Source organism: Mesorhizobium sp. M0618 (assembly GCF_040320765.1).
Classification (GTDB): Bacteria; Pseudomonadota; Alphaproteobacteria; order Rhizobiales; family Rhizobiaceae; genus Mesorhizobium.
The window spans coordinates 31,417-52,786 of the sequence record NZ_JAMYQH010000043.1 but is presented as its reverse complement, the minus strand read 5'-3'; the positions used below and the strand labels follow the sequence as shown (position 1 = coordinate 52,786).

General features: G+C 61.3%; 24 protein-coding genes and 1 tRNA gene. 12 read left to right on the top strand and 13 right to left on the bottom strand.

Annotated elements, in window-relative coordinates; genetic code table 11:
• Positions 1 to 49 precede the first annotated feature (49 nt).
• On the bottom strand, positions 50 to 217 hold the full coding sequence (locus NKJ04_RS30840) for a hypothetical protein (protein WP_013531392.1): 168 nt from the start codon (positions 215 to 217) through the stop codon (positions 50 to 52).
• A gap of 155 nt (positions 218 to 372) precedes the next feature.
• Here NKJ04_RS30840 and NKJ04_RS30835 point away from each other — a divergent pair.
• From NKJ04_RS30835 to NKJ04_RS30815, 5 genes are all read left to right on the top strand, one after another.
• Positions 373 to 448: transfer RNA gene (locus NKJ04_RS30835), tRNA-Thr, on the top strand.
• 457 nt (positions 449 to 905) lie between these two features.
• A complete protein-coding gene (locus NKJ04_RS30830; RefSeq protein ID WP_128305850.1) occupies positions 906 to 1,559 on the top strand; it encodes an outer membrane protein in 654 nt (217 codons plus the stop codon).
• A 470-nt stretch (positions 1,560 to 2,029) separates the two neighbouring features.
• Positions 2,030 to 2,347, top strand: coding sequence for a DUF6894 family protein (locus tag NKJ04_RS30825; protein WP_352679438.1), 318 nt, complete (start codon positions 2,030 to 2,032; stop codon positions 2,345 to 2,347).
• Between the two features lie 55 nt (positions 2,348 to 2,402).
• Positions 2,403 to 2,564 carry a hypothetical protein gene (locus tag NKJ04_RS30820; protein WP_352679435.1) on the top strand — a complete coding sequence of 54 codons (162 nt, stop codon included), beginning with the start codon at positions 2,403 to 2,405 and terminating at the stop codon, positions 2,562 to 2,564.
• A gap of 284 nt (positions 2,565 to 2,848) precedes the next feature.
• On the top strand, positions 2,849 to 3,232 hold the full coding sequence (locus NKJ04_RS30815) for a hypothetical protein (RefSeq protein WP_128305851.1): 384 nt from the start codon (positions 2,849 to 2,851) through the stop codon (positions 3,230 to 3,232).
• Positions 3,233 to 3,788: 556 nt separating this feature from the next.
• Here NKJ04_RS30815 and NKJ04_RS30810 read toward each other — a convergent pair.
• On the bottom strand, positions 3,789 to 4,358 hold the full coding sequence (locus NKJ04_RS30810) for a DUF2569 family protein (RefSeq protein ID WP_352679431.1): 570 nt from the start codon (positions 4,356 to 4,358) through the stop codon (positions 3,789 to 3,791).
• 122 nt (positions 4,359 to 4,480) lie between these two features.
• Positions 4,481 to 5,095 carry a TetR/AcrR family transcriptional regulator gene (locus NKJ04_RS30805; protein ID WP_352679425.1) on the bottom strand — a complete coding sequence of 205 codons (615 nt, stop codon included), beginning with the start codon at positions 5,093 to 5,095 and terminating at the stop codon, positions 4,481 to 4,483.
• A gap of 91 nt (positions 5,096 to 5,186) precedes the next feature.
• On the opposite strand from NKJ04_RS30805, the gene NKJ04_RS30800 reads away from it, so the two are divergent.
• Genes NKJ04_RS30800 through NKJ04_RS30780 form a run of 5 tightly spaced genes read left to right on the top strand, consistent with a single transcriptional unit; the run spans position 5,187 to position 9,785 of the window.
• The gene (locus NKJ04_RS30800) at positions 5,187 to 6,266 is read left to right on the top strand and encodes a polyamine ABC transporter substrate-binding protein (RefSeq protein WP_352679422.1); all 1,080 of its coding nucleotides are present in this window, start codon (positions 5,187 to 5,189) and stop codon (positions 6,264 to 6,266) included.
• Positions 6,267 to 6,279: 13 nt separating this feature from the next.
• On the top strand, positions 6,280 to 7,179 hold the full coding sequence (locus tag NKJ04_RS30795) for an ABC transporter permease (protein ID WP_352679420.1): 900 nt from the start codon (positions 6,280 to 6,282) through the stop codon (positions 7,177 to 7,179).
• Positions 7,180 to 7,181: 2 nt separating this feature from the next.
• Entirely contained in the window at positions 7,182 to 7,964 is a 783-nt protein-coding gene (locus tag NKJ04_RS30790; protein ID WP_352679418.1) for an ABC transporter permease, read from the top strand.
• Positions 7,961 to 9,025, top strand: coding sequence for an ABC transporter ATP-binding protein (locus NKJ04_RS30785; RefSeq protein WP_352679415.1), 1,065 nt, complete (start codon positions 7,961 to 7,963; stop codon positions 9,023 to 9,025). The genes NKJ04_RS30790 and NKJ04_RS30785 overlap by 4 nt, the downstream gene beginning before the upstream one ends.
• A gap of 1 nt (position 9,026) precedes the next feature.
• Positions 9,027 to 9,785 (top strand): MBL fold metallo-hydrolase, encoded by a 759-nt coding sequence (locus NKJ04_RS30780; RefSeq protein WP_352679413.1) that lies wholly within the window; start codon positions 9,027 to 9,029, stop codon positions 9,783 to 9,785.
• 5 nt (positions 9,786 to 9,790) lie between these two features.
• Here the strand turns inward: NKJ04_RS30780 and NKJ04_RS30775 are convergent, their stop codons facing one another.
• The 4 genes from NKJ04_RS30775 to NKJ04_RS30760 all read right to left on the bottom strand — a co-directional run bounded on the left by NKJ04_RS30775 (position 9,791) and on the right by NKJ04_RS30760 (position 13,856).
• A complete protein-coding gene (locus NKJ04_RS30775) occupies positions 9,791 to 10,492 on the bottom strand; it encodes a TetR/AcrR family transcriptional regulator (RefSeq protein ID WP_352679410.1) in 702 nt (233 codons plus the stop codon).
• A 140-nt stretch (positions 10,493 to 10,632) separates the two neighbouring features.
• Positions 10,633 to 12,060 (bottom strand): amidase, encoded by a 1,428-nt coding sequence (locus tag NKJ04_RS30770; RefSeq protein WP_352679408.1) that lies wholly within the window; start codon positions 12,058 to 12,060, stop codon positions 10,633 to 10,635.
• 88 nt (positions 12,061 to 12,148) lie between these two features.
• Positions 12,149 to 13,183, bottom strand: a complete 1,035-nt coding sequence (locus NKJ04_RS30765; protein WP_128305861.1) for an extracellular solute-binding protein — start codon at positions 13,181 to 13,183, stop codon at positions 12,149 to 12,151.
• A gap of 508 nt (positions 13,184 to 13,691) precedes the next feature.
• Positions 13,692 to 13,856 carry a hypothetical protein gene (locus tag NKJ04_RS30760; RefSeq protein ID WP_164748845.1) on the bottom strand — a complete coding sequence of 55 codons (165 nt, stop codon included), beginning with the start codon at positions 13,854 to 13,856 and terminating at the stop codon, positions 13,692 to 13,694.
• A 282-nt stretch (positions 13,857 to 14,138) separates the two neighbouring features.
• Between NKJ04_RS30760 and NKJ04_RS30755 the strand changes: the two genes are divergently transcribed.
• Together NKJ04_RS30755 and NKJ04_RS30750 are read left to right on the top strand one after the other, a co-directional pair.
• Complete coding sequence (locus tag NKJ04_RS30755; RefSeq protein WP_023812117.1) at positions 14,139 to 14,912, top strand: NAD kinase; 774 nt, start codon at positions 14,139 to 14,141, stop codon at positions 14,910 to 14,912.
• A 202-nt stretch (positions 14,913 to 15,114) separates the two neighbouring features.
• Entirely contained in the window at positions 15,115 to 16,704 is a 1,590-nt protein-coding gene (locus NKJ04_RS30750) for a DEAD/DEAH box helicase (protein ID WP_352439940.1), read from the top strand.
• Positions 16,705 to 16,777: 73 nt separating this feature from the next.
• Here NKJ04_RS30750 and NKJ04_RS30745 read toward each other — a convergent pair whose 3' ends face one another.
• The 6 genes from NKJ04_RS30745 to prfB form a co-directional block, all read right to left on the bottom strand.
• The gene (locus NKJ04_RS30745) at positions 16,778 to 17,383 is read right to left on the bottom strand and encodes a hypothetical protein (protein WP_352679405.1); all 606 of its coding nucleotides are present in this window, start codon (positions 17,381 to 17,383) and stop codon (positions 16,778 to 16,780) included.
• 226 nt (positions 17,384 to 17,609) lie between these two features.
• The gene (locus tag NKJ04_RS30740; RefSeq protein WP_023812120.1) at positions 17,610 to 18,260 is read right to left on the bottom strand and encodes a YiaD family glycine zipper/OmpA-like lipoprotein; all 651 of its coding nucleotides are present in this window, start codon (positions 18,258 to 18,260) and stop codon (positions 17,610 to 17,612) included.
• 175 nt (positions 18,261 to 18,435) lie between these two features.
• On the bottom strand, positions 18,436 to 18,804 hold the full coding sequence (locus tag NKJ04_RS30735) for a GFA family protein (protein ID WP_352679403.1): 369 nt from the start codon (positions 18,802 to 18,804) through the stop codon (positions 18,436 to 18,438).
• Positions 18,805 to 18,961: 157 nt separating this feature from the next.
• Positions 18,962 to 19,339, bottom strand: a complete 378-nt coding sequence (locus tag NKJ04_RS30730; protein ID WP_023812122.1) for a hypothetical protein — start codon at positions 19,337 to 19,339, stop codon at positions 18,962 to 18,964.
• A 286-nt stretch (positions 19,340 to 19,625) separates the two neighbouring features.
• Entirely contained in the window at positions 19,626 to 20,045 is a 420-nt protein-coding gene (locus NKJ04_RS30725) for a GFA family protein (RefSeq protein WP_127291381.1), read from the bottom strand.
• Positions 20,046 to 20,123: 78 nt separating this feature from the next.
• Positions 20,124 to 21,255, bottom strand: a protein-coding gene (gene prfB, locus NKJ04_RS30720; protein WP_127272597.1) for a peptide chain release factor 2 whose coding sequence is annotated in 2 segments (ribosomal slippage) — positions 20,124 to 21,188 and positions 21,190 to 21,255 — 1,131 coding nt in all. Because the reading frame shifts where the segments join, the coding sequence is not laid out codon by codon here.
• Positions 21,256 to 21,370 lie beyond the last annotated feature (115 nt).

Here is a 21,370-nt window from a genome sequence, read left to right as displayed (position 1 = left end):
CCTATTCCCCTATTCCCCTATTCCCCTATTCCCCTATTCCCCTATTCCCTCACCCCATCCCCGTGACATGGCGCAGCCAGAAGGCCAGCGCGATGAAGCCGATGATGGTGGTGACGCCGGTCCAGTCGACATTGGCCTTCTTCACATCGCTGATGATCTTCACCAGCAGCATCCAGGCCACGAAGATGATTGGGAGAATGATGACAAATCTGATCATGCGACACCCCAGCTCGAAGCGATTGCACCTTGCCCACATGTAGGAAGCAATCCGGCGCTTTTCAGGATGCCCCTCGCCGACGGCCTATGCCGCATGCCGAGAAAAACGGAGTTTTGTCTTTACTGGCGTAACAAATATGCTAACCGGAGCGCCGTGCCCTTGTAGCTCAGCTGGTAGAGCAGCGGTTTTGTAAACCGAAGGTCGGCGGTTCGATTCCGTCCGGGGGCACCAGCAAAGTGCGGCAATTGAGTAAATTCAGATAGTTAATCTATTGTCCTCGAGTTCGATCCGCCGCCTGATCCACCTTGGAAATCATGCACTTACCGGCGAGAATATCCGCCCCGGAGCATCACCATGTGGAAAGCCCGCCACCGTGCGGCGGCGGGATTTATTGAAGATTAGAACGGCACCTTCCACGCTCCGCTCTCGAATTTCCGGATAATGCCCGCGTCGAAACCTGACTGCCATTCCTCGCCGGCGTTGAGTTTCATTCCAGAGGTTGTGGCGGCGCCGGTGTTCGGCCGCGGAAGTCCGGAACTCCTCGAGGGATGCCTGTTTGCACCGGCCTTCCTGATACCTAGTCGCCGAATTCAGGCGCAGCAACTTAGTCCACAGGTGTGACTTCCTAGCTACATACAAAGTTGCAGGCTCATCGATATAAAGCGCTTGGCGATTTGATGGGGATTTCATGAAAGCTTTTTTGCTCGCTTCATTCGTTGCGCTTTCGGCGGCTCCGGCCATCGCTGCCGATATGATGACCGCTCCTGTCGACACCCATGAATGGACCTGGCAAGGGCCATACGCCGGCGTGTTCGGCGCCGGAACGTTGGAACATTACAAGATCTATGAGCCGGGCGCCCAGGCTGGCGCAACGCACAACGTCGGCTCGGCCGCGGTCGGCGGCTTTGCAGGTTATAACTTCCAGTCCGGCAAGATTGTCTATGGCGTTGAAGGCGAGCTTGGCTACCGCTTTAAGAAGAACACCTTCGACGATATTCCAGGCCCAGGCGTTCTCGACGCCTCCACAGGTTTGTTCGGATCCGTCAAGGGTCGCGTTGGCATGGACATGGGAGCCTACATGCCGTTTGTCACGGCTGGTGTAACCGCCGCAAAGCTGAAGACGTTCTATCCAGGTGGAAACGCCGAGCGGGATGCAACTTTGGTCGGTGGTATTGTTGGAGCAGGCATCGACGTCGCTCTCACACACAACGTGTTCTTGCGAGGCGAATACGACTTCTCCTTCTTCGGCAAGAAGTCGCTTGAATATTGCGGCGGCGGATGCACGCTGGAACACACGCTTCAGACGCACGATTTCCGCGTCGGCATCGCGATGAAATTCTAACTGTTCAGCGCGTCTCCGACGTTGACGCGCTCCGCAGGAATAGCAAGACCAAGGTCCAGCTTGCGAACGGCCTTCCGCGGGCGCAATGTCGCCAAGAACCCGACGGCCAGGGGTCTGGATCGCAAATAGTTCGCGGTTCAGGCCCTTCCTCCGTTTGGGACCATGCTATGCGGCTCTTCTGCCGGGTTGCTCCGGCCCTTGTCGTGCTGGGCGGTCAATTCCACCTGATGATGAACGACGCTTCCTCGCCGGTGATCTCCTTGATGGATTTCAACAGCACCTCATGCACTGCTTGGAGCGATCGGCAATGATCGCAGCTTGGCGATAGAAGCGGCTGCACGATGCTCTTTTGAAGCCGCCTCGCCCAGCGGCGGCGTGTGGACCTGCTCGGGCTCCATCGGAGGATGAACTTCGAATGGCAAGCACCGGACGCATCACGCCCACGATGGGAATCCAAAGCACTAAAATGATTGCACTGGGAAACCTTTTTGGGGGCATCGACATTGTCGGGTTTGCATGGCCCGCTTCTATTTGATCTGACCGACAACGGCGAATTCTATCCCGACACCAAGGGCACAGAGCTTCCGAGCGTGGAGGCCGTGGAAGACGAGGCCGCACGGGCGCTTTTGGAAATAGCGAAAGACGCGATGCCGGACGGCACTCATCGTCAGGTAGCGTTCCACGTTCGCGACGATACCAACGCCGCTTTGTTGGTCGTTAAGGTCACGTTCGAGCTAATACGATTGGGCAGCGATGAAATGGAGCAAAGCGGCGTTCCGCCCGATTAGGAGATGACCGGCAGACCGTGCTACATAGGGGATGCAATTTCCCCGCCCAGCTTACATGGTCTACCTTCCGCCACTGCCTGGCCTCCCATATCTAGCTGCCACTTTGACGGTGGATGGAGCAATCACGGCGGCGCCGTTTGACAAGGCGGATGAAGCCGCAGCCTTCAACAAGCTGATGGCGAAAGCGGAACATCCCGGCAAGGCGATTTTGAATTGAAAGCCGCCGAGGTCAGGCAAGATTGTCCGCGACGGTCTATCCCCCTCGACGCCTTCGATGAGATTGTATTAGCGAGTGCCCTGCGTGCCCGCCTGGCTCATGAGCGAGCGCGAATGCACGTCTTGTTTGAACAGCTTACTCACGCCCGAATGCTCGTTAGAGACGCCGCCGCGATCCGCGCCCATCTGCGCGCGGCCCTTGCGTATCAAACCGTACGTTGAATCCTTCTTGGGTCACGCGTGAGAAGAGAGTAAATAAATCCCTTCGCAGCAAGGGAGGCCGCGATGGTTGAAACGCATATGGAAGTCGCACGCGCGGCTATCGAAACCAGCTTTCGGTTGCGGCACCATTCCCTGGCCGGAACTGCCTCGTTTCGCCGCGATATGGATCACTCCCGACGCGCAATCGAGGCATCACGCGAACTGCTCAAGCGCCTTCGCCAACGTCACCGCGATGACATGGCCCAGGGGTGGGAAGATCCGGGCCCGACTCCTGCTTCCGTCTCCGCCTTCGATGCTGATATTCTTCGCTCTGCATTTCGAGCCCTGGTCAGGGATATGAGCGTGCCTGAATGTCAATGGCGCGATTTGGCTGAGAGCTTGGTCCGCGAATATGTCGGGTGCGAGCAGATCGACGTTGGCCTGTTGGATTGGATCACCCACAAGTAGTCACCAACGCAAAACAGCCCGTCCCGCCCACATTGCCGGTGACACGAAACGGGCTGCGGAAGCCGGCATGCGGTGCTTCCTGCAATCCAACTTTGTGCGCGCACGGTTGTTCCGTCAGCTTCTGCTGACAAGCGGGTACATTCTGCTGCCGTGGCCATTCGACAGTCGCTGGTAGAGTAGACCCGCCGCTCCATTTGCGAAGCGACGGGCTCTCGCCCACCCCATACCTGTCAGAGCAATTTAGATGCCAAACTTTTTGACCCGTTATGGGGCACAGCCGTCGCCTTTGCAGTCGGTTCTACCCCGCCGTAGGAGGCACCGGCCCAGTAATGTTCCACCGGATGAACTCGACTTCCTTCCCGGTGACTTCCCGCAACGCGTTTAACAGCACCTCATGCAGGACGCGCGTCTGCCTGAATCCGATTCTGCCTGAATCCGATTCTGCCTGCCGATCACCGCGCGCAGTTCGGGTTCTCCCCCCCTCGCGCTTCACGGATTCGATGAACATCAGTTCGCCGAGCCCGTGATGCTCCAAATATTCCAAGTTTGCTGTCTTTTATGACACGCTCGCGACCTGGGTGGATGCCCCAACCCCGGTGAACGTGTTCCGGACCCTGACGGACTTGTAGACGTAGGCGACCCAGAGCCCTGTCAGCACAAACGAGACTATCGGGGCCACCAGCGCATCGCCTGCGAGCACTAGGCTCACCGGAACGCCCAGAACTGACGCAACCCAGATCGTGTCCAGGATGAAAACGACAGGAATCGCCAGCCACTGGAGCAGAAACAATTGCGGAAAGCGGTGGCTTCGCCGCAGCATCGAAACGAGCACAACCAGCTGAAGCGCCAGAAATGCCAGATTGAGGGCAACCTCGCCATACACCGCCAGGGGTCCGTTCGGGAGGGTCATGAGTTGCTGGTAGCCGTCGGCCGAATTGGCGAAGTCGGCGAGTGTGCGCAACGGTGATAACGTCTGACCGATCGCCAGCAGCATTAACCAGCCGCCGAAGCCCACAAGAGCCTCGGGATTCTGCGACGGCTTCGCGGCTGATCGAACAGCAAAGAAAACAGGCACGCCGATCAACAGCAGCAAGATCGCCCAATGCCAGATAGAAAACGTCCCCATTTACCCCTCCCCCGTTTTTGCTCCTATAAGTTGTATCAGGTTTTAAATTCAACTCAAGAGCCGACCTGCATCTGAACCAGGTCTTATGCGGAAGCAACGCTTCTCCTGCCCTTTCCTGCCACTCACACCGCAATCGCCGCCACCAGAATCCTGTTCTGCCTCCGTACCGCCGCCCGCAATTCCGCAATCCTCGCCGCGTCGCGCTTCACGAATTCGATGAACATCATGTTCATATTGTTGAAGATCAGTTCGCCGAGCGCCGCCCCGTCTATGTCCTGCCGCACAAGGCCGAGCGCTTGCAGGCGGACGATCAGGGCGCGGATCTGTTCCGTTAGCGCGCGGTCGAGCGCGGTGTAGGCTTGGCCGAATGGGCTATCGGGCAGTTGCGTTGAGATCGCCATCGCCTGCCGCCACATCTCCTTGCTGAGATAGTGCAGCGAGTGCTCGATATAGATGCCGATCAGCGTGTCCAGCGCATCCCCGACATTGGCCGGCGGCCGGGCGACGACGCCCTGACCGGCATTCAGCACCTCGTTGACCTCCAGCGAGACGATGGCGCCGAGGATGTCGCCCTTGTTTTCATAGTAATTGTAGATGGTGCCGACCGAGACCGCGGCCTGGGCGGCGATCGCCTCGATCTTGGCGCCTTCGTAGCCGGCCTCGCGAAACAATTCCGCGGCCGCCTCGATGATGCGTCGGTGCCGGTCTGCCTTTTGCCTTGCCCGCAATCCGCTCATGTCAGCCTCTTGCCATAAAAACAGAATTGACTCAATTTTAGAATTGGTTCAATTTTTTGCAAGAAGCCACAAAGGCAAGGGAGAACACTCGATGTCACACACAGCCAGCAATCCTCTTTCCATCCTGAAAACTCATTTGCGCGCGGCGACCGCAGCCGCGGCACTGCTGCTTTCGACGGGCGCGCAAGCCGCCGACCTCAACGCGCTGATCTGGTGCGATCATGCCGATCCGGCATTGCTGCAGCCGTTCGAGGAGGCCAATGGCGTCAAGGTCAACGTCAAGGAGTTCGAGGGCACCGGCGCTGGGCTGGCCATCGTCGAACAGTCGCAGCCGGGTGACTGGGACGTGATGGTGATTGACAGCATCGACGTGCCGCGCGGTGTCGAAAAGGGCCTGTTCGAGCCGCTGCCGGAAGACAAACTGCCGTTGGCCGACCTGTTTGCGCAGGTGAAGATGGACGGCTCCACCGTCGTCGGCGGCAAGCGCTACGGCATCACCGAAAAGTTCGGCTACAACACGATCGGCTACAACAAGACCAAGGTTGACCCCGCCGACATGCAGTCGATGGCAGCACTCACCGGCGACAAGTACAAGGGCAAGGTCGCCATCTACGACTACTACCTGCCGGTCATCGGCATGGCCGCGCTGGCGATCGGCAAGAAGACGGCCGAGCTCACCGAAGCCGACCTGCCTGCCCTCAAGGAAGAGCTCTTGAAGATGAAGGCTAATGCCAAACTGGTCGGCGAAGTGACCGCCAGCCAGACGGCGCTGGCGACCGGCGAGGTCGACATACTGGTCGGCGGCGGCGAATGGGTGACGGCGGGCCTGGCCAAGGAAAACCCGGCGCTCGACTTCTCCATCCCCAAGGAGGGTGCGGTGCTGTGGTCGCAGTCGCTGGCCATGTTCAAGGATTCCAAGAACAAGGACATGGCGCTGAAGTTCATCCAGTACATTATGAGCCCGGAAGGCCAGGCGCGGCTTGCCACCTCGTCCTGCTACTGGGGCATGCCGGCGAACACCAAGGCAGCACTGACCGACGACCAGAAGAAGGTTTTGCGCTTCGACGAACAGCCAGGCTTCCTGGCGCGCGCCCAGGCCTATCCGGCGCCGAACGCCGATCTCGACAAGAAGATGCAGGACATGTGGACCGAAATGCTGCAGGCGAAATGAGCTGTAACCGCTCATGAGCACCTCGGCAAACAACCTCCCCAGGGCGGGCTCTGCTCTGCCCAGGGCGGGCCGTGCTCTGCCCCGGGCGAGTTCTACTCTGCCCTGGGCGCTGGTCACGCCGGCGCTCGGCTGGACGCTGCTGTTCTTCGTGCTGCCTTTCGTCGCCATGGGGCTTTCCAGCCTGACGGCGCATGAGGGCGGCGGCTTCACGCTGTCCAATTACAGCCAGTTCTTCACCAACCCCTCCTACTGGCAGGCAATGGTGAACTCGCTGCAGGTGACCGCCATCGTCACCGTGGTCTCGGTGCTGCTCGCCTATCCCTTTGCCTGGATCCTCGCCGAACAGGTGCCGGAGCGCTGGCAGCGGCTGGCGCTGATGCTGGCCGTGCTGCCGTTCTGGACATCCTATGTCGTGCGCTCCTACTCCTGGCTGCTGGTGCTGGCGCAGAACGGCGTCGTCAACCGGGCGCTGACCGGCTCTGGCCTGATCAGCGAGCCGCTGCAACTCGCGAACACGCGTTTCGCCACCGTCACCGGCTTCGTGCACTTCTTCGTCATGCTTTTGACGCTGACGATCTTTGCCAATCTCAAGCAGCTCAGCCCGAGCTACCGCAAGGCCGCCGCCGATCTCGGCGCCGGGCCTGTGCGCACCTTCCTGCATGTCGTCCTGCCGCTGACCTTGCCCGGCATCATGGTCGGCGCCTTCCTCACCTTCGTGCTGTGCATCGGCGACTACATCACGCCGCAGGTCCTGGGCGGCAACAACGAGCTTCTGATGCCGCAGTTGGTGATGATGCAGATCGGCCGGCGCGGCGACTTTCCGCTGGCCTCGGCGCTGTCGATCATCCTGATGGCGGTGGTCACCATCGCCTACCTCGCCTGCGCCCGCTGGCTGAAGATCGAGCGGGCCTGACCATGTCTCGGATTGTCCGCGTCATTTCCTGGCTCTACGCGATCGCCGTCTACGGCTTCATCTTCCTGCCGGTCGTCGTGCTGGTGCTATTTTCGCTGCAGGCGACGTCGTTTCCGATCCCGCCCTTCACCGGGCCATCGCTGCGCTGGTACGATGCGGTTCTTTCGGACACGCGGCTGACCTCGGCGCTGGTGAACTCGCTGCTGGTGGCGTCCATCTCCTCGCTCGCCGCCGTCACGCTCGGTTTCCTATCCGCCTGGGGCTTTGCCCGTTTCGTCCTGCCGGGCTCCGGCCTGCTGCGCGGGCTGATCACGCTGCCGCTGACGGTCAGCTATCTCATCATCGGCATGGGGCTGCTGGTGCTGTTCAACTGGGCCGGCGTGCCGAAATCGCTGCTTGCGGCAGGGATCGGCCATGTCGTGATCAACCTGCCGCTGTGCTTTGCCATCATCTACAGCCAGATGGGCGATCACCAGATCAACATCGAGCGCGCCGCGCGCGACCTCGGCGCGCCGGAATGGAGGGTGCTGCTGTTGATCACCGTGCCGGTCATGGCGCCGGCCATCTTCGCCGGCTTCTTCCTGTCGATGACCTTCTCCTGGGACGAGTTCGTGATCTCCTTCCTGCTCACCCGCTTCGACACCACGCTGCCGGTCGAAATCTGGAACCTGCTGCGTTCCGGCCTCAACCCGAAGACCAACGCCGTCGGCTCGCTGGTTTTCGCCGTTTCCATCGTGCTGGTCGTGCTGTTCGAATTGACATTGCTGCGCAGGAGAAAGGCATGACTGCGCCTTTGGTCGATATTCGCTCCGTCTCGCATCGCTTCGGCCAGCATACGGTGCTGAAGGACGTTTCGCTGCAGATCGAGCCCGGCAGCTACACGATCCTGCTCGGGCCCTCGGGCTCCGGCAAGACGACGCTGCTGTCCATTCTGGGCGGCTTCGTCACGCCCAGCGAAGGCAAGGTGTTCATCCGTGGCGAGGACTGCACGTCCGTGCCGCCGGCCAAGCGCCCGACGACGACGGTGTTCCAGGACTATGCGCTGTTCCCGCATATGAGCGTTGGCAGCAATGTCGGCTTCGGCCTGCGCATGCAGGGGGTCGATGGCGCGACGCGGGCGGCAAAGGCGCGCGCGGCGCTGGCCCTGGTTGGTCTCGCCGCTGCTTTCGACAAGAAACCGCACCAGCTTTCCGGCGGCCAGCGGCAGCGCGTGGCTCTGGCGCGGGCGCTGGTGATCGAGCCGGCGGTGCTTCTGCTCGACGAGCCGCTCGGCGCGCTCGATCTCAAATTACGCCGGCAGATGCAGGACGAGTTGAAAGCAATCCAGAAGCGCGTCGGCACCGCCTTCATCCACGTCACCCACGACCAGGAAGAAGCGATGGCGCTGGCCGACCATTGCGTGGTGATGAATGACGGGCGCATCGAGGACGAAGGCCCGCCCGAGCGCGTCTACGCACGGCCGGCGACACGCTTTTCGGCGACCTTCATGGGCGAAAGCACGATCCTTGCCGGCACGGTCACGGAGGCCGGGGACCGGACAGGCACTGTCGCGACGCCGGTCGGGCCGGTCTCGGTACCCGGCGCCTTGCCGGTGGGCTCTGGCGTTGTGCTGGCCATACGACCGGAGCATCTTGTGCTCGGCGCGGCTGCAGGCAGCGTCAAACTCGGTACTGCCAGAGTGAGCGACATCGTTTTCCAGGGCAGCTTCAAACGCGTGCTCGCCGTCTCCGTCGAAGACCCCTCGCTTCACTTCATCGCCAGGCTGCCCGCGATAGCTACCGTCCGGCCGGGCGACACGGTTGCCGTTTCGTGCGATACCGACCAGATCATTCTGCTGACGGATTGAAATGGGCACGCTCGCGGTCATCGAGGCACCAGACTGGTACGAGACCATCCGCATGAGCGATGGCGTGACCTTGATCCACGAGCCATGGATAAAACCGTTCTTCCGCTGCAACATGTGGCATGTGCGCGGCCGCGACCGCGATCTCCTCTTCGACACTGGGCTCGGCCATTTCAGCCTTCGGCGTCATGTGCCGCTGGTCAGCGAGCGCAAGCTGATTTGCGTCGCCAGCCATACGCATTTCGACCATATCGGCTGCCATCACGAATTTCCGGACCGCTGCGTACACGCCGCCGAGGCCGACATCCTCGCCGATCCGCGCAACGAATGGACGGCAGCCGGCACCTATGCGACCGACGAGATGTTCGATCGCATGCCGCAAGGATGGGACACGGCGCGCTACGGCATCCTGCCCGCACCCGCGGGCCGCTTGCTCGCACAGGGTGATGTCGTCGACCTCGGCGACCGGGCCTTCGAGGTGATCCACACGCCCGGCCATTCACCCGGCGGCATCGCGCTTTACGAAAACAGGACGGGCATCCTGTTATCCGGCGACATCATTTATGACGGCCCGCTGATCGACGACGTCTACCACTCGGTTGTCGATGACTATGTCGCCACGCTGCTGCGTATGCGCGACCTCGATGTCTCGGTCGTGCATGGCGGCCATTTCCCCAGCTTCGGCAAGGTGCGCTACCGCCAGCTTGTCGACGAGTATCTGGAACAGAAGCGGCAGGCCGGCTGCCATCTGCGGCAGCCCTGAAGCGGTTAGCGCATCAGTTCGAAATGCCGCGGGAACGCCTGATGCAGCAGAAGCAGCATGGTCTTGCGCAGCACGTTGGTGTCACGGCTGGACGGATTGAGATGATCCCAATACCAGGCGCCATGAACCAGATAATTCAGGCTCTCCGACAGCGTGTCGATGTCGACGCCGGTATAACCGCCGCTGCGCGAAATCTCGATCAGCAGCTCGCGCGCCTCGGCGGTGTAGGCGAGATCGCTCGGAAGGCCGATCTCGTTGTAGATCTGCATGCTCTTGCGGTCGCTGGAGAACACGACAAAGACCGAAACCCATTTCGGGTGCTGGCGGGCGAAACGTTGCGCGCAATCGACCGCGCCCAGGGCCCGCTCAACCGGAGACAGGCCGGGCGCCCGCACCAACGTCATCCACAGCTCGTCATAGCGATCGCTGAGATACTGCAGGACGGCGCGAAACAGGTTCTCCTTGCTGCGAAAATGAAAGACGACCAGGGCATTGGACGAGCCGACATGTTCGGCGATGCGCTGCATGGTGACGCTTGCCAGCCCCTCCTCCGCGATGAGCTCGATGGTGGCGTCGATGATCCGCTGCACGCTGGCTTCGCCGCGTTCGCGCCGACGGTCCTTGGGCGGCGCGGCATCGTTTGCCGCACTTCCATTCTTCGCCATTGCGCCTTTGCGTTTTGCCGCCGCAGCCTTTTGTTGCGCCATCTTCGTCCAGTTCCTTTCGGACCTTCTCGCGGCGATCACCGGCGCCGCCACGGATCCGTCTATTCGAGATGTCCGGCGTCGGCTCACCACAACCGAGACCGCGGATCAACCACCATCGCGGCAAAAGCCGCAGCGCCCTGTTATAGCGACGGACGCGTTTCGGCGTTTGTGTACCACTGCCCCTTGGCCGTCTCATAGGCCATGGCCGCGCGGAAAACATCGGCATCGCAATAGGTGCGGCCGACGATCTGGATGCCTGTCGGCACGCCGCTTGCCGCCCGGCCCGAAGGGATGGACAGAACCGGACAACGGCTCATCATGTTGAACGGCGTCGTCATCACCCATCCCAATGACGGGTTCACCTGCTTGCCGTTGATCTCGACCGTACCCGTGGTCTGATCGAATTCCGCCGGCACGGAGGGAAGCGCGTTGGTCGGGCAGACCAGCACATCATAGGTCTCCAGCAACGGCCCCAGCGTCTGGTACATCCTGGCCGCCACGTCCAGGGTTCCGACAAAGTCCGTCGCCTTCGACCTTTGCCCGTCCTCGGCGAACTGCCTGGCATAGCTCGTCATGTCCTTGCCGTGCTTCTTGAGCAACTGCGACAGCGATGCGCCGAACAGATGCTCCAGATAGGCCATGCCCGCCCTGAGCACTTCGTCGCCCCAGCCCAGATCGACTTCCTCGACCGTGGCGCCAAGGGAGCGGAACACATCGCAGGCGGCAAGCGTGTTCTTGCGCACATCGGGATCCACTTCGAAAGAACCAAGGTCCATCGAGAAAGCAATCTTCCAGCCCTTGATCGGCTTGTAGTCGAGCGGCAGCCGCAGTTTCGGGCGCAGCGTAGCGATGTCAAGCGGGCTTGGTCCGGCCATCACATTCTGCAGCAGGATCGCATCTCCGACGTTTCGCGCCAGCGGTCCAGTGTGGCAATAAAAATCGAGGTTGAACGGCGGCTCGTCCGGATTGCGCCCGTAAGGCGGCTTGAAGCCGACGAGACCGCAGGCCGACGCGGGAATGCGGATCGACCCGGCAATGTCGGAACCGGTGGCGATCGACGACGTGCCGGACGCCAGCGTTGCCGCCGCACCGCCGGACGAACCGCCGGGCGTGAAATCCGGGTTCCACGGATTGCGCGTCACGCCCCAGCGTTTCGACCAGGTGTAGCCGGCGCAGCTGAATTCAGGCGTCGCCGTGCGGGCATGGACAATGCCTCCGGCCTTGATGATGCGCTCGTTCATCGTCGAGGTATGGCCGCCTATCGCATCCCCAGACAGCAGCGAGCCATGCGAGGTCGGCTTGCCCTTGATGTAGCTCTCGTCCTTGATGCCGATCGGCAACCCCTCGAGCGCCCCGGTCCGGGCGCCCCTGGCGTATTTCGCCTCGGCCTTCCCAGCCAGGTCCATCGCCTCGTCGAAATGCGTGAAGGTGAAGCAGTTGATCGTCGCCTTGGTTGCCTCTGCGCGGCGGATGGTGGCCTGCATCAGTTCGACAGGCGAAAGCTTCTTCGCCTTGAACAGCCGCAGCGCCTCGCCGGCCGGCATGTAGCAAAGGTCGAGATCGGTCATGGGAAGTCTCCTGCGATCTGCGCATCGCGTTTGGCATGGACGGGAGATGACCGCGCCGCGTGCAGCGGCGCGTAAAACGCGGGTCAGGTCATTTCTGCAGGTCGGTCCAGATCTTCGTGTAGAGCGCCTGCACATCCGGCGGGCAGGCCTGCATGAACTGGCCCTTGGTGGCGAACTCAGCGGGGATGTTCACTTCCGGCGCGGTCTTCATGTCGTCGGGCATGAAGGCTTCCGAGCCCTTGATGCCGTTCGAATAACGCGCAAAGGCTGAGATCAGCGCCGCATTCTGCGGATCCATGATGAAGTTCTGGAACAGCTTGGCGTTGTCGATATTCTTGGCGTCCTTGAGGACAGCGACATTGTCCATCCAGATCGGATAGCCTTCCTTGGGATAGCCATAGACGATCTTGTCGTTCTCAAGCCGCTCGCGCAGCGATATGCCGTTCCAGTTGACGCCCGCGGCGATGTCGCCCCTGCCCAGGCCATCGACGGCCGCATAATCGAGCGAAAGCCATTTCGCCTTCGCCTCCACCAGCTTGTCATGCACCTTCTTCAGCATCTGCATGTCGCTGCTGCAATATTTGCCACCCTCGTAGGCGATGGCGAGGAACATGATGTCACCCATTTCGGGTACGACATTGATCTTGCCGACGAGTTCGGGGGGTGGGTCGAGGAAGATCGCCGATGTGTTCGGGTCGCCGGCATAAACCGACTTGTTCACCGAAATGCCGGTCGTGCCCCACTGCCATGGAACGGTATATTTACGGCCTGGATCGAATGGAACATCGACCCATCTGGGATCGACGTTTTTGAAGTTTTCCATCTTGTTGGGATCGGTCTCCAAGAGCAGACCTTCGCTGATCCAGACCGGCACGACGCTCGCCGAGGGCACGACGATGTCATAGCCGGAGGCGCCCTGCCGGACCTTGGCCAAGGCGGTGTCGTTGGAATCATAGTCGGTGACGGTGACCTTGACCTTGTAGGTCTCTTCGAACTTCTTGATCAGGTCGGGGCTGGTGTAGTTGCCCCAATTGTAGATGTTGAGCTCGCCTTCGGCACGGGCCACGCCCGTGACAGTCAGCAACGACAGGCCGATGGCCGTCGCGGTCAGTTTCCAGTTCATGCTGCATGCTCCCATTGTTGGGACCGGCGGCACTACGGCCCCAAGTCCGTTTCCTGCTGACGAAAAGATGGCCGCGACAATGCCGATCGACGGCACGAGAAAGGCCGTCGACATCGCATTTGCGGCGCGCCGGCAACGGCAAGCCGCATGGCAGTCAAGATATTCCCCCCTTTATTGTGGCCATTCACCGGCTGGAACCCGGCTGTCCAACTCAATTCTCGACCTCAGGAATAACTATGACTAAACATACAGTCAATATCTTATCGTGGATACGGCCATGGCTCGCCCATTGATGCGCCCGATGCGGTGGTGACTCAGTGAGCAGCCAGGAAAGAGGTTTAGCCGCGATGCCGGACGCGTCAGGCCGTCGAGGCCGAAATGCTCGCGGCCGCAATTCGCGGTGGCCGACCGGCCACTGCTTTTAAGGAGAGAAACTGCCGCGCGATGTCGCGCACCGAAGCGGCCGCCAATGCCGCCGGTCATCCGAAAGGATGATCAGGTTACAGCGCTACAGCGCCCTTTGCGGGCATGGCGCTCCGGCTGCATCGCCACAGCGCGACGCCGTGGGCTGCGGCCGGAAGCTCGTCTCTTCGGACTGGCGCACCAGTTCGGCAAAGAGCAGCGCGAAGCTTCCCAGCATCAGAAAGACGATGATCAGGCGTGTTACCGGCAATATGTCGGCCTCGACTGGCTAGCCCCCACGCCACCCATCCACTGCCGGCTAACATGACCGATCCGGCTTTACGAGACTTTAAGGCCGGTCTTAACCATCACATTCGCGTAGCCTTTGACATGATACGCGAACGGCAAGCCCGCATCCGCCGTCCTGCGGCCGCCTTGCCATCCGGCATGGGTCGCATCCGGGATGACAGCTCCCTTTGCAGACGTACCCCGCCCATGCTACCCCGGCGCTGGCGCGGCCCTGCCGCTGCCAATCGGTCGTCATCGGGGAGCCATGAGCAAAGCCGCCAGCCGCATCGCCTTCGTCTCGTCCGACACCGCTGACGCCAAGACGGCGCTGGAAAGCCTGTCGGCGCGCTATGGCCAGTCTTCCGTCGAGGAGGCCGGGATCGTCGTTGCCCTTGGGGGTGACGGCTTCCTGCTGCAGACCCTGCGCGACACGATGGGGACCGGCAAGAAGGTCTACGGCATGAACCGCGGCACCATCGGCTTCCTGATGAACGAGTATCGTTCCGGTGGCCTGACGGAGCGTCTCGAAGCCGCCGTCGCCGAGACGATCCGCCCGCTGGAGATGCTGGCCGTGACCTCGGAAGGCGAAACGATTTCGGCACTGGCGATCAACGAGGTGGCGCTGTGGCGTCAATCGTACCAGACGGCCAAGATCCGCATCACCGTCGACGAACAGGTACGGCTTGAGGAACTGAACTGCGACGGCGTCATGATCGCAACCCCGGCCGGGTCCACCGCCTACAATCTTTCGGCGCACGGACCGATCCTGCCGCTCGACGCGCCGCTGCTGGCGCTGACCCCGGTCAGCCCGTTTCGCCCGCGCCGCTGGCGCGGCGCGCTGCTCTCCAACAAGGCGACCGTACGCTTCGACATCCGCGAGCCGGAAAAGCGGCCGGTGAACGCCGCCGCCGACCATACCGAGGTCAAGGCGGTGACCTCGGTAACGGTGCGAGAATCACCCACGGCGACAGCAACGTTGTTGTTCGATCCCAATCATTCCTGGAACGAGCGTATTCTCGCCGAACAGTTCCGCTATTGAGCCGGCGCTGCGACCGACAGGTCGATTAAGCATCCCGATTAAGGTTACAACTTCACAATCGTGCCATTGCTGCCCGTTTCTGTTGACAAATCGAGGGCTTGCTCCTAATTGCAATACCAATCTTGCAGGCGCGTGGCGCTTGCCGCGACAGACGCCATTAGACGCCGTTGCGCTTCCCCGAACCAGCCAAAGACAACAACACTTGTCCTCAGACACCACGACCGCTCAAGAAGCGTTGACCTTCGCAGACCTCGGCCTGTCGCCGAAGGTCCTTTCCGCAGTCACCGACGCCGGCTATACCCAGCCGACGCCGATCCAGGCTGGTGCGATCCCGCACGCCTTACTCGGCAAGGACATTTTGGGCATCGCCCAGACCGGCACTGGCAAGACGGCTTCCTTCGTGCTGCCGATGCTGACCCGCCTCGAAAACGGTCGGGCCCGCGCCCGTATGCCGCGCACGCTGATCCTGGAGCCGACGCGCGAGCTCGCCGCGCAGGTCGAAGAGAATTTCATCCGCTACGGCAAAAACCACAAGCTCAACATCGCGCTCTTGATCGGCGGTGTCTCATTCGACGAACAGAACAAGAAGCTGGAGCGCGGCGTCGACGTGCTGATCGCGACGCCCGGCCGCTTGCTCGATCACCGCGAGCGCGGCAAGCTGTTGCTCAACGGCGTCGAGATCCTCGTCATCGACGAAGCGGACCGCATGCTCGACATGGGCTTCATCCCCGATATCGAGCGCATCTGCGAGATGATTCCGTTCACCAGGCAGACGCTGTTCTTCTCGGCAACGATGCCGCCGGAAATCACCAAGCTGACCGAGAAATTCCTGCACGCGCCGGTGCGCGTCGAGGTCTCGAAGGCAGCATCCGCCGCCACCAACATCATCCAGCGGCTGGTCAAGTCCGGCTCCAAGCCATGGGACAAGCGCGAGACGCTGCGCAATCTGATCAAGGCCGAAGACGCGGAGCTGAAGAACGCCATCATCTTCTGCAACCGCAAGGTTGAAGTGGCGGAGCTGTTCCGCTCGCTACTGAAGTATGATTTCGACGCCGGCGCGCTGCACGGCGACATGGACCAGCGCGCGCGCATGCAGATGCTGGCCAATTTCCGCGACGGCAAGCTGCGCTACCTCGTCGCTTCCGACGTCGCCGCGCGCGGCTTGGACATCCCCGATGTCAGCCACGTCTTCAACTATGACGTGCCGATCCACGCCGAGGACTATGTCCACCGTATCGGCCGTACCGGCCGCGCCGGACGCTCCGGAAAATCCTTCACCATCGCGACCAAATCGGACACCAAATACATCGATGCCATCGAACGTCTGATCGGCAACAAGATCGAGTGGCATGACGGCGACTTGTCGACGGTTGTTGCCAGCGAAGGCGGCGAGGATGATGCTCCGCGCCGTGGCAAGGGCGCACCGCGCCGCGCCGGCCGCAAGGACGACGATCGCGGCAGGGAAAAGGGCGGCGAGCGCAAACCGCGCGAACGCCACGCCAAGCGCAGCGAAGACACGGCACCGGAAACAGTCCGCGAGGATCAGCCCGTGGCCGAGGCCGCAGCCGCCGACGTCGGCGAACGGCGCTCGCGCAAGGAAGCGATCCGTTCGGAAAACACCGAGCGCAAATCATCCGATCGCAATGAACAGCGCGCACCGGAACGCGGCGACACGAGGCCGCAGCGCGACAACAGCCGCCCTGCCCGCCAACGACACCAGGAAGACAACGATTCCACCGTCGGCTTCGGCGATGACATGCCGGCCTTCATGCGGATCGTCGCCAAGGTCTGATTCCCGACCGCTTCAAAGGCAAGCCAGCCATCCGGCTTGTCTTCTCGGCAAAGGTTCCTGCCTGACTCGCCCGTTACATCGGCCCAGGCATCATCTTGGTCGGTTTTTCCAGCATCGGAAACTCGGCCTTGTTGCATTTCACGTTCGGATTCGTCGGACTGAACATGCCGTACGGATTGTCCCCGAGCCAGGCATGCAGGTCGTAGTGGACGAACTCCTTCGGGATGAGAGGGTAGTGCCCCTCCATAGGCCCCATGAAGGTCTGGCCAAACAGCTTCGGGGGTTCCTTGATGTCCGGCGTCAGAGGCACCAGCCATTCCACGCCCACCAGCCGCAAGCCCTTCTTGGTCGGTTCATAGATCAGCACATTGGGGTGCATCGGGTCGAGCTTCTGGCCGACACTCGGGACATTGACGAAGTGGATACCCATGGCGCCCTTCGGGTAGTCCATCGCACCCGCTATCTTTTCTCCGCTGTAGTAGACGCAGCCGACCGTCGACAGATAGAGGTCGCGGACGGCGACGGTGTAATCGTCATATTTGGCGAGCGATTTTTTCAAGGCTTCGATGTCGGCCTTGTTGGCGTCCTCGGCCCGAGCCGAAGCAACGTTCAGCCACGCGCCCACCAAACCTGTCAAAACGAGGACGCCGCAGCGCCCAAGGCTGGCTGTTCTTGTCATGCATTCCTCCCAGATTTCTGATCTGGCCGTGCAAGACCGAGGCGGAAAAATGCTGATTGCGCGGCCAGTGACACCGCCTCATCCCCTCAGGAACAGCGATGATGCTATTCCTTTCCATAGCTGCGGGAAAGCTATATTTTAGCAATAGCTAATCCAACAACGCCAGTATCCGTGCAAACAAAAACGGCCCCCATGGGAGCCGTTTCGCATTGGTTTGCCGTGCAAATCAGGTGAGCGGCGACAGCTGGATCTCGACGCGGCGGTTCTGGGCGCGGCCTTCGGACGTGGCATTGGATGCGACCGGGCGCGTCTTGCCGAAGCCGGTGACTGCGAAGCGGCGCTGATCCACGCCCTGACCGGACAGATAGTTCGCGACCGCCAGAGCACGACGCTGCGACAGATCGAAATTGTGCTGGTCGCCACCGGTCGAATCGGTGTGGCCGAACACGTCGACCGTGGTCTGCTTGAACTTCTTCAGCACCAGCGCGACAGAGTTCAGGACCTGGTAGAAGCCGGGCTTCACCGCATCCTGATCCGAGTTGAAGGTGATGTCGGACGGCATGTTGAGAATGATCTGGTCGCCGCTGCGGGTGACGCTGACACCGGTGCCCTCGAGCTGCCGGCGCAGTTCGGCCTCGTTCTGGTCCATGGTGGCGCCGATGGCGCCGCCAGCCAGCGCGCCGATGCCGGCGCCGATCAGTGCGTTGCGGCGGTCATTGCCGCCGGCAAGCAGGCCAAGGCTGGCGCCCGCTAGGGCGCCAAGGCCGGCGCCGGCCGCCGTGTTGGAAATCTTCTGGTCGCCCGTATACGGATCGGTGGTGGTGCAGGCGCTCACGAGCACAGCCGTCGCCACGACGACGAGCACAGTCTTTTTCATAGGATGGTCCCTCTCCAAGTCACGCCTTGCGGTGGCGCCAAATCAGCCCTTCCCGCGACTTGTACCACGAATTGCGGCGAAAAGCGGAATGGCGAAAGCGCCGCTCACGGCTTTTCCCGAGAGATAATACCCGGCGGTGGCGCCGCATCGCCGTGCCGGAATGGTCTGGATCAGGCTACCAGAGGTTCTTGCCGTCTATGACAACCACTTCGACCTTGTCGAGATCGAAATCATCGAACAGCCGCGCATTGACGCTGATCTTGGGATTGTCAAAATCCGGCTCGCCGGTGGACCAGTCCGGCGTTTCGGTAAAGGTGCCGCAGCCGCAGGTGGCGCAAAAACCGTGCTTTACGGTTTTCGATCCCCAGCGGTAGAAAGAGACGTTCTCCATCGGGCTGGTGAGCTTGAATTGCGAAGGCACGTAGTAGGCCCAGAGCGAGCCGCGCTTCGAGCAGAAAGAACAAGTGCATTGCGTCACCGTCTGCGGTGCCTGCGAAACCTCGAGTGTCGTCGCCTTGCAATGACAGCTTGCCTTGATGGTCATCAACGAACTCCTCCTGTCGCCCGCCACCCTATGCGACAAAGGCACCATAAAGAGGTGCTCCTGACAACTGTCTGTCAGCAGGCACACCCGAACCGCGCAAACCCGGCCTGCGGCTCCGGTCACACGCGACCGCGGACGTCCGACCGCCGTCCTGTCGTCAATAGGAGCGCGGCGGCACGAACAGGCAGATTGTCTTGCCGGCGTCGAGGCCCGCTTGGTGCGCGCACCAATGGAATTCGCCGTCCGGGCTGTCCTTGACACGCTTGTCGGTCATTGGAACGATCTCACCCGTTCCGGCGATGACATAGCCCTCGGGTTTCTCCAGCACTTCGCCTGTATGGGTCGTGCGACAATCATAGTTGGCGCAGCATGCGAACGGATAACTCCAGCCCTGTGGCTTTGCCGCCGTGGGCGTGGCGTCATGCGCGAAGGCAGGTGCCGTCAGCATTGCCATCGCGCCGATCGCGAACAGGGAAAACAAAAGTCGGCCAGCCGGTTGAACGGCATTGGCCGATCTGAGTGTGGCAGCAGACATGACGCGTTCCTTTCAAACGAGCTCAAGCGTTTCGCTTGCCCGTTCCCGGAACGTATCTTCCCAGTGGCCGGATCGTCGGGTCGCAGATATGCCGCGTCCGGCCATAAATGCTTTTTCTCTCCCAGCCCTTGGATGCTGGGCTGATTCCTTGGTCGGCGCAAGACGATGCATTCCCGACATCGTTCTATGGACGTCAGGTATCCGCTACCGCCGACGAGATGAGGCCAAGGTCAATTCCCGGCAAACGGGCGTCGGATAAACGGAATAGGCCCGCTGTGGTTCCAGCCTACTGCTGGTCAGAGCCGGCAATCACGTGCTCTTGATACTGCGGCAGGTCATCGGTGATGGTGAACCAGCCCGCCTTCGAACCGACGAAGATGTGCGCGGTCGGGCGGATGGATGGGTCGTCGACGAGGGTTCCCATGGCGACATGGACATAGGCCCCGTCGCGCACGAGCGAATAAAGCAAGGAGCCGCACCGGCCACAATGCGCGTTATGGCCGCTTTCGTCGCCGAAGATCAGGAGCTTGTCCTCGCCTTCGGTGAGGACAAGCTTTTCACGCTCGATACCGGCGAAAGGCTTGAAGGCCGAACCGGTGGTGCGCCGGCAGTCCGAACAATGGCAATTCGCGGCATAGATGAATTCGTCAGTGACCTCGTAGTGAACCGCACCGCAGAAGCACTTTCCGGTGAGCTTGCTCGGCAACACACTCCTCCGTCGCTGTGGTGCGCAGGGGTATGTTCAGATTGAGGTCAGCTAAACTCACCTGAACATGGACATATCCTAATCCAGGTCTGCTACGGCTTCGCCCGCGCCGCCCTCGATGCGCTGCGACAACGAGGCTTCCATGAAATCGTCGAGGTCGCCATCGAGCACGCTCGACGGGCTGGTGCTCTCGACGCCGGTGCGGAGATCCTTCACCAACTGGTAGGGCTGCAGCACATAGGAGCGGATCTGGTGACCCCAGCCTATATCGCTTTTCGACGCTTCGGTGGCGTTTGCAACCGCCTCGCGCTTTTTCAGCTCTTCCTCGTAAAGGCGCGAGCGCAGCATCTCCCAGGCCTTGGCCTTGTTCTTGTGCTGCGAACGTTCAGCCTGGCATGCGACCGCGATGCCGGTGGCCAGATGCGTGATGCGCACCGCCGAATCGGTGGTGTTGACGTGCTGGCCGCCCGAGCCTGACGAGCGATAAGTGTCGATGCGGACATCGGATTCGGAGACGTCGATCTCGATCGTGTCGTCGATGACCGGATAGACCCAGACGCTGGCGAAGGACGTATGCCGGCGCGCATTGCTGTCATAGGGCGAGATACGCACCAGGCGATGAACGCCCGATTCCGTCTTCATCCAGCCATAGGCATTGTGGCCTTTGATCATCAACGTTGCGGACTTGATGCCGGCCTCTTCGCCGTCATGCATTTCCAGCACTTCGACCTTGAAGCGACGGCGCTCGGCCCAGCGCGTGTACATGCGCAGCAGCATCGAGGCCCAGTCCTGGCTTTCGGTACCGCCGGCGCCGGCATGGATTTCGAGATAGGTGTCGTTGGAATCTGCTTCACCCGACAGCAGCGTCTCGACCTGGCGGGCCTTCGCTTCGCCCTGCATCGAGCGGATCGCGGCTTCCGCCTCTGCGATCACCCCCTCGTCGCGCTCTTCCTCACCGAGCTCGATCAGTCCGATATTGTCTTCCAGCGCCTGCGTCAGGCCTTTCACCGAGGCGATGCCCTCTTCGAGGCCCTGGCGCTCGCGCATCAGCTTCTGCGCTTCCAGCGGCTCGTTCCAGAGGCTGGCGTCCTCGGCGCGCACATTGAGGTATTCAAGCCGCTTTATGGCCTGATCCCAGTCAAAGATGCCTCCTCAGCAGGGTTATCGCCTGCCTGATCTCGTCGACAATATTCTGCGTTTCCGCGCGCATGGCTGGCTGTTCTGTCCTGTTTGCTGAAGTGGGTTGGCGCGATACATAGGCAGGCCGCCGCCGGCTGTAAAGCAAAATGGGCTGGCGCCAAGGCCAGCCCATCCGCTCCTGAAAA